Here is an 11,296-nt window from a genome sequence, read left to right as displayed (position 1 = left end):
TCGGCGTATCCCGGCTCAGTAACCGACGTAGTGCCCGCCATTGCGCATCGCCTCGATACCGGGCACATTGCTGACCGAACCGTAGCGGGAGATGGCGTACCGCACACCGGCGATGATGTTGTCGACCGGATTCCAGATATCGCGGTGACCGGGCAGCGAGTAGGCGTTGAAAGTCGGATCGATGGTCTGCATCAAGCCTTTGGACGGAGTTCCCTTGGCGGCATTGCTGTCCCAGAGATTGATCGCATTCGGATCGCCCGCCGATTCGTGCTGGATGATCGCGGCGATATCGGCGGGATTGATGTATCGGGTGTCGTAGCCGTTGGCGGCCAGGATGCGCAGCGCGTCGTTGATCCACTGACCTTGACGACCGGACGGGCGGGTGCGCGGCGGACGTGCACTTGATCCACTGGTGCTCGGCTGGGCCCGGCGCTGCGGCTGCCGGGTCGGACGTGCGTTCTGCAGGAAGCGGTCGGCCAGTGCTGCAACCTTATCCGCGGTGATCGCCGTCGCGGCCTGGCCCTGTCCGAGTACGGTGCCTGCGCGCTGTAAGGCATTGCCGAGCGTAGTGATCAGCATTTGACGCCCGGCGGTGGTATCCGCGACGCCGCCGAGTGCGGTCATGGCCGTATTGACCTCGGCGATAATGCCATCGATGGCGGCTCGGCCCCGGATGGTGGTATCCGCGGCGCCACCGAGCAGGCGGCCGAGTTCGGCGTTCAACGATTGCGACGATTGACCGCGCCGGGCGGTGTCGAGATTGTTCGCCGCGTACTGAGTGCCCGATTCGCCGGGCCATGAAGTCGGTTGTCCGGAGCCGAGCGCAGGTGGTGCGTACGGCTGACCGGTATCCGCGGTGGGGTTCGCGTTGCCGTACTGGGCGGCCATGGATGCCAGTGCACCGAGCGCCGCCGCCGCGTACGGTGCGCTCGCACCGAATCCGGCGAGTGCGTCGGGGCGGGCGCCGACGGGGGATCCGGTTGCCGCGGTACCGGATTCGGCGATCGGCGCCCCGGCCGGACCGCGCGCGGCCGTGGCGGGCTGCTGCGGGACAGCGGCGGGAATCCCGGTCGGTGCCCGCGCCGCACTGCGCCGCGTCGTGTTCCGGCGTGGTTCGGATGTCGTTGTGCCCGGCCGGGCCTCGTGTGTGTTGTCGAGGCTCGGATCCGGTGTGTCCCGCTGCGGCGGTGGCATCAGTAGGGCTCGTACGCTCGGCCGCTGCGTACCGCCTTGACACCCGGCACATTACTGACTGAACCGTATCGGCTTATCGAGTAGCGGACCCCGGCGACAATATTGTCGACCGGGTTGTAGATGTTCTTGTGCCCCGGCGCGGCGTAACTATTGAACGTCGGGCCGATGGTCTGCATGAGGCCGATAGAGGGTGTGCCCTTCGCGGCATTGCTGTCCCAGTTATTGGTGGCGTTGGGATTGCCGCCGGATTCGTGCTGGATGATGAGCGCGATCGCCTGTGGATCGATCTTGCTGATGTCGTAGCCCATCTGCTGCAGCACCTGCAGTGCCTGCTGGATCCAGTCACCGACAGTGCCGCCGGGCATCTGGCCACTGCTGCCGCCGCCCGCATACTTTTTCCCGGCGATGTTGTAGAGGTATTGGTTGGTGAGCCGGTTGATCGCGTTGGCGGTGTCGGTGGCGTTGGCTGTGGTACCGGTGACGATCTGGCTGGCTTTTTGTAGTGCGTTGGTGAGGATTTGGTGGACTTTCTGGCGTCCGGCTTTGGTGTAGGCCTGGGGGCCTAGTTCGGCCAGGGCGACGTTGACCTCGCGGATCAGCGCGGTGACCGCTTTCTTGTCGACCTTGTGGTTACCGGCCAAACCGGTGATGTAGGAAGCCAATTGGTTGTCGAGGTTGTTGAACGCGGTCGCCGCGTTCTTCTGGAACAACTGCCGCGCTTTGATCGCGGTCGCTCCCGAACCGGTCCCGTTGATCCCCAACTGCTGCCGTAACTGTTTGACCTCGGGATCATCGGTCTTCCCATCACCATAAACAGCGGCGAGCAACTTCAACGCCTGCAACGCCTTCTGCGCCTCCGGCGACAACCCACCCTCTGACCCGTCCGCACCACCACTATCGGCACCGGTACCGGTACCCGAACCACTACCGCTACCACCACCGCTGCCGAGCCCGGCCAACGCCGAGGCCAGCATCGGCAACACACCCAACGCCATCGCCCCCGCAGACAACGCCGCAGGCGCCAACGCCGCCACCGTATCCGGATCCACCAAATGATCAGGCTCAGCGGGCGCGGCCTGCGCCTGGGCCTGCGGTTGTGTAGCGGGCGGCTGCCCCTGCCCCGCCGCCGCATCCGGCGGCGCGACAACATTCCCCTGCGGCACCGCCGACGAACCCGGAGCGGATCCCCCCGGCGCCGCCTGCCCCTGCGGCGTCGCCGGCGCCCCATTCTGCCCCGGCACGGCATTGTTGTTCGTCGTTCCCTGACTTGCTGGTGACGAACTGTTCGGTCCTGATGCCACCGGTTGGCCGGGCGCCGACGGATTCGTGCGCCGCTGTCTGTTCGTCCACGGGGTTACCGGAGCGGATTGCTCCTGTTCGGCATCGCCTGCATCCTCCGGATGCTCGACGGCGATCTCCGCCTCGGCGCTCGTCACCGGGCACCGCCGTGCGCCCACCGCATGCGGGCATGAGTGACCGGCGGTGCCGGACGCCCGAGCGGTAGGCGGTGGAGGCTCATCCGGTACTTCCTCCCGTGTCGATGCCCGGCGGACCGGAACAACGTGGTGGCCATGGCAATTCGTGCACGTCAGTGCATGCCCTACCGTCATCATCCTGACTCGTTCGGTGTGCACCTCAGGTTCCCACTATTGGGAATCCTCAACAATGAGGGGGTCGATAGACCGTCCACGCATGGTCGTCAACGATCTATTGCGGGTAGGTGCGCGCGTCATCGGATAGGTGATCACAATGGGTTTCAGTTTGTTCGGCCTCAGCGGGAAGGACCTCGCTGTCGGCGGGATCACGGCCGCGTTCTCCATGATTCCTGGAGCTGGCGTGGTCCTCGGTCCGCTCGCGGGCGCTGCGACAAGCGCGATTTGGAGCCATGCGGAGGGTAAGGATTGGGACGACGCCATCCAAGGGGGACTCGTCGACGGCCTCTTCGGTGCGCTTCCCGGCGGCAAGCTCGCGGGCGGTGCTCTCCGGGCACTAGCGAAAGGCGGGAGCGGGAAGTTGGCCAAGCTGGGCATGCAGAAAGGCGCCCAGAAGTTACTGTATGGCAGTGCCACGGGGGCGGCCAAGGGAAAGATCACGAAGGGCCTGGCGACGAGTTGGGGGGAACGGAGTGTCAAGGCACTCGGCCGCGGCTTGGGTGCCGCGTATATGAACAAACTCTACGATTCGATGACGGCAGGATCGCCGACCGCTCTTGCCGAACTACCCATCAAGCCCATCTCGTAACGGATCCGGCCGAGGAGCAACTCCTTGAAAATTCACCAAATGTGGATGCCTGATCCCGATCAGATTAGGCAGGTGGCACCAGAGTATGAGCCGCTGCCAAGCACGATAACTTGGTACGAGAAGCTGCCCACGACGTTTCAAGGTTATTTCGACAGCTGTGGCAACGGCGAGGAGAATAAGGGCGCCCCACCGGAGATGCCAGTGCCCCCTCAGGTCGAGGGTTCGAATCTGTCCCATTTCACAAACTACGGGAGCACGGCGACCAGCCTGCGCCAGGCGGCCGCCCTGATCGATGACTCGGCCAAGGCGATTGCGCCGAAGGCTAAGGAGACCGAGGCCATCTCCATTGCCGCGCAGAAGGCCGTTAATGCCGGAATCGACCACATTTCCAACAAAGCCCCGACTTTGCCTGGCCCGGGGAAGAAGGAAGATCAGCACATCTACGAGTTCTGCAACGAGGCGATCCAGTCGGTCGCAACTGCTTTCGACGAGGCGAGTTCGGCAAACTCGGAGGTCGCAGGCGACGCCGACAAAGAGGCCGCGAAGCTCAAAGAGCTGGAAGAGCAGATCAAGAAGCTCCAGCAGGAGAACGCGGATCTGAAGAAGAAGCTGCTGGATCCGGCGACCGTCCCTACCGTGCCGACGACTCCGACGACTCCGGGTATCGACCCTACCGGCGTCACCCCCATCGACGATGGTTCCACTGTCCCCGGGCTGGACGATCTCAATCCGACCACACCCGGAGTCGACACCGGAACCACGCCGACCGGTGACTCGCTCGACGACAAGGTGCAGCAGGCGCTCGACAACCTCAACAACGGCGCCACGGATCCGAGTACCGCCACACCATCGGTGCCGAGTGCGGCCGCATCGCCGGCGAGTTCCGGTATGGACATGATGAGTTCGATGCTGCCGATGTTGATGTCGCAGATGATGAACCGCGGCCAGAATGACACCGACCTCAACAGTCGGCGCGGCGAATACGACCCGTACGAGGACCAAGTCCGCGCCGTACCCGCGGCCGTCACGCCTGCCCAGCCCGCGGTGCAGGCCGCGACCAACACCCCCGCACCCGCGCACAGCACCGCACCCCCGGCGAATTCGTCCTCCTCGCAGCCCACGGCCGGAATGCCGGGCCGCACGCCGAATTCCGACGGAACCGTGGTGTACACCTTTCCGGACGGCCGGACCCAGAAGGTATCTGCCACTGTCGCACAGGCTTTGGATGCGGCGTTCGGCAACGCCAGCGGCACCGACGCCCAGGCGGCCTACGCGAAGACTCCGGCGAAGTGGTCGGACAAGAAGCAGATCGGGACCCCGGTCGATCCGTACCAGCTGATGACCGGCGATGTCGCGACCTGGGACGAGCGCACCGCGATCGTGGTGGCCTTCCCCGCCGATGACGGTGGCACACTGGAGGTCGTGGTCAACGGCCAGTTGAAGCAGTTCACTCCGACGGAGATGTCCGACAGCGCTGGGGAATTCGGCCAGTTCGTCGGATTCAACCATCCGCACGGCATCGAAGCGACCGCGCCGGGCGAGGAGGATCAGGGCAAGATGTCGGGTATGCCGGTTACCGGCGATCCGTCGGCGAGTGCGGCCATGCCCGCAGTGGCCGCTCCGGCGTGATCGTGAGCCGGATGTGAGAGGAGGAGGCGATGGCGCCGCTGAATGTCGATCCGGCGGAACTCGTCGATGTGGCCTCGAAGCTGGCCGCACTGGCGCGTGACACCGGGGCGGGACTGCCGAACAGTTGGGTGCAGCCCGCAGGGGCTGACCCGATCTCCGGAGCACATGTGCCCCGGCTCAACGCCCAGGCCGCATCGCTGTTCAATGGCGTGCTCGGCGTGCTCAACGAGGTCCAACGCCACGCACACCACATCGGCGGTGCGGCAGCCGATTACACCGCGACCGATGATTTGGGCGCGCGCATTGTGAACGGCAGCGGCGCGGAGATCCTCGCCAATCCGGTAGGCGATGTGCAGGAATTCGGTGCCCGGCAGGCGCCGACCTTCAACCTGCCCGCGGCCACCGGATCCGTCGACCCGCTCACCTTCGCAAAGCAGTTGCACACCGGCCCCGGCCCCGGCCCGGCGACCAGATTCGCGACCGAGGTCCGCAACTACACCGGGAGTTTCCACACCGCGGCCGCCGAAGGTGTCGACGGTGCGGCCACCCTGATGCAGAACTGGAGCCCGGTCGGCACCACGGTGTCCGAGCACCTCACCCAACATCGGAACTGGTTGGGTCAGCTCGGTACCGAATTGGGGGCACTCGCCGACAATGTCGACGCCTACGGCGCCGCCTTCTCGACCGCGAAGGCGAAACATCCGACCCCGGAGGAGATTATCGCGGCCCGCAAGCGGTTGCTGGCCGCGATGAAGTCGAAGAACGAGGTGGCGCTGCAAGCGGCGCTTGCAGAATTCCAGGAGCAGAACGCCCGCTCCGCCGAGGCGATCACCGGCTATACCACGACCGTCAACTCCAAGCTTCCCGCCGAGGGTGGTACGGGCGAGGCCGGTGGCAACGGCAACGGAAGCAGCAGTGGCAGCGATAGCAGCATGCTGTCCCAGATGCTCCCCGCGATGATGAGCGCCATGTCTTCCGCTGCCGGGATGGCGCAGAACCAGGACACCTCGGGTGGCCTCGATGACGAGTACAGCGACTACGGATACGACGATCTCGGCATCCCCTCGGGCCTCGGATCGCTGGGCTCCGGGGGCTCCGGGAGTTCGATCTCCGGCGCCGGGATCCCGGACATCTCCGGCGCGAGCACCTCGGTCTCGGTCGGCGCGATGCCGATCGTCGCGACCGCGGGTGCGGCATCGAGCACCGCGGTCGGGATGCCGAGAACACCGGTCATCGACGCGGCGTCGTCCACTTCGTCGGCCGCGGCGGCCGCGCGCGGTGCGGGTACCGGGACCGGGATGATGCCGTATATGCCGATGTCCCCGGGTATGGGCGGTGGTGGCGGCGCCAACGGCAACGAACGCAATCGGGTGGTCGCCTGGCATCCCGACCGATTGATGTATGTCGACGACACCCCCCATACCGAACAGGTAATCGGGGAACGGCCGACGATCGCCCCGACCGTGACACCGCCGACGCCTGCGCAAGGCGGCCAGGGCCCGAACCAATCCGGAGGTTCCGTGTGAGTGATATCCACCCCGATGTACAGGCGGCCCTCGACGCCGCCCGCGAGTTGCGGCATCGAATCGCTGATATGCGTGAGCGGATCGACAGTATCCGAGCTCGTCGGCCCTCGCCCAGCGGTGCGATCATCCCTGAGCTGGATGCGATGGGTCGGCTGACGGATCTGTTTCTGGCGCCGGGCACCGTGGACCGTCTCACCAATCAGGAACTGGTCACCGAGATCATGGCGGCTATTCGGGAGAGCACCGCCGATGCGGCGCGCCAGTACCAGGCCGTGATGGAATCGGTGCCGCCGCCCGAGCCGTTGGAGTCGTCGGGTCCGTCCGGCCCATCCGGTCCGTCTGGGTCGTCCCCGGCGACAGCTGGTGCGGTGCCGTCATGACCGAACCCGGCGCGGTCACCGTTGCCGATACCGTGCGGTGGCTGCACGAGGAGGGCCTGGTCCGGTTGGCCGGGGTCGCGGAGCGGATGCCGAGTCTGGTGGCCGCGTACACCATCGACGTCGCGACCGGAACCGTCGTCGCCCATCCCGCGACCGGTGCCGGTGTCGGATCGGATGTGGTGACCCTCGGCGCTGACGATCTGCCCTTTCCGGTCGGCACCGCGAAGCGGTTGGTGATCGTGGGTGTCACCACCACCGAAACATTGCTGGTCGTCGACCTGGCGACCGCGTTGACCATCGCCATCAATGCCGATCGGCCCGAAGTCGCGGCCCGCGCCTGGGCGGTGCAATTGCTGCTCAACCCCGAGATCACGGTGACCACCAATAGCGCCGATGTCGCGATCGCATCGAGTCCGCGCTGTCGGCAGAGTTTCATTCCCGGTGGCGGCGCGACGATCATGAATGTCGACGACGCGCGTCCCCCGATAACGACGGTTACGCTCAATCCGTCGAACGAGGGGCCCGATCATCTCGATATCGCCCCAGACGGCACCGCCGAGATGTACCTCGGCGCTCGATTCTGGCAGCTGCGCCAGATCATGAGCATCGATGATGCCGCGTGGAGTGCCCTGGCCGAGCGGCTGGAAGTACCCGATGAGGATCCGTCCGTGCGTAGCGCATCCTCGAATCGTCAACACGCCGAACGACTTTAGGAGGGATCCCGGTGACCGATACACATCCGGACGAGCTCGATGTGGACGAGGCCGCGCCTGCTCCCGACTGGCGGAGCATGGTCTACGAAGTGTTCAATCCCGACCACACCTGCGGCGTCGCCTGCGATCGTGACGGTGAGATCGTCGGGCTGCACATCACCGACGACGCTCGCGACAACGGCGATGCCTGGTTGGCCAGGGAGATTCTGCGGCTCGCGCGCTTGGCGCATATGAAGTCCCGGGTCGGGCTGCGCGCCGAAATGGAGTACAAGGGCACGCGTCCCTACACGATCGACTCGTTCGATCTGCCCACCGAAGCTTCCTTCCGCGCCATGGTGAATGCCGAATTCGGCGCCACCAGCTGAACCGAAATTTCCGCGCCGAACCTCTCAGACGGGATGCCGACATGTTGGATATGGACGAACCGCATGAAGTGAACGCTGCGGCAGGCAGATTCGCCGGCGCCATCGAAACGGTCTCGGGTCAGGTTTCCGGGACGGTCTCGGACCTGGTCCTGCACCATCGGCCGGGATCGGCGCTGGATCGGACGCTCGACACGCACCGGCAGGGCATCGTGACTGCATTCGGCAACGCTCTGGCTGCCAGTAATCGGGGGGCGCGGGCTACCCACACCGCGACGGTGAGCACGACGAATGTCCTCAGCGCCGCCGACGTGCAGGGCGGCGCGGACATCCAGCGATACGACTCGATCTGATCATCGGATGCCACCAGAGCACGAAAGTCCGTACTGGGATGAGATAGTCCAGGACAACTGGCCTGAAGTCCCGCCAGGTGACTGGAGCGCACTGGAAAACACGTCGCGTGAGGGTGCCGCGGCGCTGGATACCCTCGGCACCGAACAAGCCCGCAACGAGTTCGACAATCGGGTTCGCGCCAGCGCGGGGCTCGAGCCGGTCAAACAAAATATGCTGAAGCAGCGCGGGAATCCGCAGGCCTTCGCGGACGCGCTGGATGCCGCCGCGGATATCTTCCGGGATTTCTCCGATCTGGTCTACCGCACCCGCAATTCCATTCTCGACATCGTCGAGGCGGCCACCGACAAGATTCGCAAGGCGCAGCAAGCCGCCGAGGACGACGAATCCGATGACGAATCCGAACGCGAGGCCAAGGCGGCCGCACTGCGCGATCGCGTCGCCCGGATCATCGCCGAGGCCCGGGCCGAAGTAGACGATGTGGCGCGGACCGCGCTGAGATCGGTCGGCCCGTCGATTTTGCCGACGCTGGAGCGACTCTACGACGAGCTGCGGCAGCCGCCGCCCTGGACCTCCGGCGGTCCCCATCTGCCGGATGGTCAGCCGGGACACCGGCCCGCGCATCCACATGTGCCCGGCCCGCACCAGGAGATCGCGCATCCGGGGGGCGGACCGAACCACCAGTTCCCGACTCCGCTCGGCTTCGGCCCGCAGTTCGATGCGCCGGTGATGGATCCATCCGACACTCAGTTGCCGGGGAGCGGGCAGTTCGAACTTCCCGCTGATTCGCCGTCGCAGGGCACGCCAACGGATTCGCCCACCGGCCCGGGCATGCCGCCCGCGGTTTCGGCCCCGACCGCGACTCCAGGCGTTACCACGGGCTATGCACCGGCGGGGCAGCCGGACGGTGCCGATCCAGGTGCTTCCACGACCGGTGTCTCGTCGCGTGGGCCGTCAGCCGCGACCGGCTCCGGCGAATTCCACGATGGCACCGATGCGGGTGCCCACGGCGAGACGGCAGGCGAGACCACCGAATCTACGCAGCACGGGGAAACCGGCACGGCCGCAACCTATTCCGGTCACGGCGCCGATTCCCCCGAGATCACACAGGAGGCGGCGTCAGCGGGTCAGACGTCGCCGATGCTGCCGACCATCCTGCCGCCAGCGGCCGGTTCGACCGGTATCTCCGCGCCCGCATCGTCAGCGCCGCCCGTGTCGGCGCAGTCCGCGGCTCAAACGTCGGCGCATTCCTCAGCCGCGCAGTCGCGGCCGGGGGCGATGGAATCGAAAGCCCCGCAGATAGATGCGCGCGGATCCGGGTCCCCGGTCCCGAAGGTATCCGCCGGACCTGCCACACCGGTGCCGAATGCGGCCGTCCCGCCCACGAAACCGAGTGCGCCGCAGCGTGATCCGCAGGCAGCGGATAGCCGGCCGAATTCCGGCGGCAGCGACGAACTGATCCGCGATGTCGTCGGCGGCGCGATGGTGGCCGCCGCTGCTCCGACCTTCATGCTCGGTGAGCGGGTCGACGGCGATCTCGTGCTGGCACGGACAATCCTGGGCGGTGTGCTGGCCGTTGTGGATTCGTCGGTGATCGGGCTGGAGTGGACGGTGTCGGTGATGCGGCACTCCGGCGGTATCAACGCGTTCGTCACCTCGAATGAGGGCCGAAGCTGGCTACCCTCGGGCCTCTATCTTCCACGTGAGATCTCGACGCCTTGGATGTGGGAGGTAGCCGACGCGGCATGGGAAGGTGTGTCCGATCCGGCGCGAGTGCTAGCCGAGTTCGGCGCGGCTTGGGGACGGCGGACGGGGGCGAAAGTCACGGCCATCGTATCGTCGCAGGCGATCGATTCGGCTATGCGCACCCAATTGCGTGAGGTACCGATGGAGGGCCCGGTATCCGCCTCGTCGGCAATGGATTTGAGCGCGGCGGCAGCGGGTTTGGCGGATCGGCTCGGCCTGGTATCCGCCCCGCAATTACTGGATCGGATCGGACAGGTGCCGGCGCAGGGGATCGGATCACGCTGTATCGACCTCGCCTGGGATGCGCATCGGCGCGTCGGACAGGTGGGTGCGCCCGATTCGCTGGGGTTGCCGCGGCTGCGGCAGCGGATCCTGGAGGCGATCCGGCAGCGCCGGGAGGTGCCCGCCGACTGGTGGGAGGAACTGCGCGACGCCGACGATCTGCTCGCTGCGTCGATGCTGTCGCGCCGATCCGACGTATCCCGAGTGGCATTGGGGGAGTTGCGATCCGACACCGACGGACGTTCGGCATCGGAGGCGATGCTGCTGCGGTCGATGGTATTCGAGCGTCGCTGTGACGAACTGGTGCTGCTGCTCGTCGATAAGCCGAATCGACAGCGCTTGCGCGATGCGACCTACGCCCACGGACAGATCGTCGATCATCCATTGTTCGTGGACGCGCCACGCGCACCCGCCGCAACCACGACCGCTCGCCGACCGACGATCAGCACGGGACCCACGCGTCAGTCGTAATAGTCGTCGTACTCGTCGTCTTCGTAGGCGACCGGAGCTGGTTGCTCGACGACGTCCGGTTCCCGCAGGCTGGGCGCACCCGGCAGCAGATCCTCCGGATCGGGCATTCGGCCGACGATATCCTCGATCGGGCCGATGGTCTCGCTGACCTTTTGATGTGCCAGCCGTGCGGCCTCTCTGGCCGCTTCGGTAACGGCCCGCCCGAGATCCGCCGCCGCACCACGCAGCGCGCGCGGCTCCACACGCACATCGGTGACAATGCCGGAATGATCGACGGTTACCTCGACCGCACCATCGCGCGAACCGGCCGTAGCGCTTATGGCGGACAACTCATCCCGGACATCGGCGAGCTGAGCTCGCTGCATTTCGTATTGCCAATGATCCATCAGCCGTTGTCCACC

Annotated in this window: 11 protein-coding genes; 8 read left to right on the top strand and 3 right to left on the bottom strand. The window is 66.0% G+C overall.

Going from position 1 to position 11,296, the window contains the following annotated elements; all coding sequences use genetic code 11:
* Positions 1 to 15: 15 nt before the first annotated feature.
* Both OIE68_RS19985 and OIE68_RS19980 read right to left on the bottom strand, forming a co-directional pair.
* Positions 16 to 1,194 carry a transglycosylase SLT domain-containing protein gene (locus tag OIE68_RS19985; RefSeq protein ID WP_327100884.1) on the bottom strand — a complete coding sequence of 393 codons (1,179 nt, stop codon included), beginning with the start codon at positions 1,192 to 1,194 and terminating at the stop codon, positions 16 to 18.
* Positions 1,194 to 2,630, bottom strand: a complete 1,437-nt coding sequence (locus OIE68_RS19980) for a DUF4226 domain-containing protein (RefSeq protein ID WP_327100883.1) — start codon at positions 2,628 to 2,630, stop codon at positions 1,194 to 1,196. The genes OIE68_RS19985 and OIE68_RS19980 overlap by 1 nt, the downstream gene beginning before the upstream one ends.
* A 313-nt stretch (positions 2,631 to 2,943) precedes the next feature.
* Between OIE68_RS19980 and OIE68_RS19975 the strand changes: the two genes are divergently transcribed.
* The 8 genes from OIE68_RS19975 (at position 2,944) to OIE68_RS19940 (ending at position 10,895) form a co-directional block, all read left to right on the top strand.
* Positions 2,944 to 3,435, top strand: coding sequence for a hypothetical protein (locus OIE68_RS19975; protein WP_327100882.1), 492 nt, complete (start codon positions 2,944 to 2,946; stop codon positions 3,433 to 3,435).
* A gap of 195 nt (positions 3,436 to 3,630) precedes the next feature.
* On the top strand, positions 3,631 to 5,064 hold the full coding sequence (locus OIE68_RS19970; RefSeq protein WP_327100881.1) for a hypothetical protein: 1,434 nt from the start codon (positions 3,631 to 3,633) through the stop codon (positions 5,062 to 5,064).
* A 29-nt stretch (positions 5,065 to 5,093) separates the two neighbouring features.
* Complete coding sequence (locus OIE68_RS19965) at positions 5,094 to 6,590, top strand: PPE domain-containing protein (RefSeq protein ID WP_327100880.1); 1,497 nt, start codon at positions 5,094 to 5,096, stop codon at positions 6,588 to 6,590.
* Positions 6,587 to 6,970, top strand: a complete 384-nt coding sequence (locus OIE68_RS19960; protein ID WP_327100879.1) for a YbaB/EbfC family nucleoid-associated protein — start codon at positions 6,587 to 6,589, stop codon at positions 6,968 to 6,970. Before OIE68_RS19965 ends, OIE68_RS19960 begins: the two co-directional genes overlap by 4 nt.
* Positions 6,967 to 7,683 carry a hypothetical protein gene (locus OIE68_RS19955; RefSeq protein ID WP_327100878.1) on the top strand — a complete coding sequence of 239 codons (717 nt, stop codon included), beginning with the start codon at positions 6,967 to 6,969 and terminating at the stop codon, positions 7,681 to 7,683. Before OIE68_RS19960 ends, OIE68_RS19955 begins: the two co-directional genes overlap by 4 nt.
* A gap of 11 nt (positions 7,684 to 7,694) precedes the next feature.
* Entirely contained in the window at positions 7,695 to 8,048 is a 354-nt protein-coding gene (locus OIE68_RS19950; RefSeq protein WP_327100877.1) for a hypothetical protein, read from the top strand.
* A 50-nt stretch (positions 8,049 to 8,098) separates the two neighbouring features.
* Positions 8,099 to 8,398: a hypothetical protein gene (locus tag OIE68_RS19945; protein ID WP_327100876.1), complete on the top strand. Its 300-nt coding sequence runs from the start codon at positions 8,099 to 8,101 to the stop codon at positions 8,396 to 8,398.
* 7 nt (positions 8,399 to 8,405) lie between these two features.
* On the top strand, positions 8,406 to 10,895 hold the full coding sequence (locus OIE68_RS19940) for a hypothetical protein (protein ID WP_327100875.1): 2,490 nt from the start codon (positions 8,406 to 8,408) through the stop codon (positions 10,893 to 10,895).
* Here OIE68_RS19940 and OIE68_RS19935 read toward each other — a convergent pair.
* Complete coding sequence (locus OIE68_RS19935; RefSeq protein ID WP_327100874.1) at positions 10,886 to 11,281, bottom strand: YbaB/EbfC family nucleoid-associated protein; 396 nt, start codon at positions 11,279 to 11,281, stop codon at positions 10,886 to 10,888. The two genes, OIE68_RS19940 and OIE68_RS19935, sit on opposite strands and share 10 nt — an antisense overlap.
* Positions 11,282 to 11,296 lie beyond the last annotated feature (15 nt).

Source organism: Nocardia vinacea, from assembly GCF_035920345.1.
Classification (GTDB): domain Bacteria; phylum Actinomycetota; class Actinomycetes; order Mycobacteriales; family Mycobacteriaceae; genus Nocardia; species Nocardia vinacea_A.
This window is presented reverse-complemented; position numbering and strand designations above follow the sequence as displayed.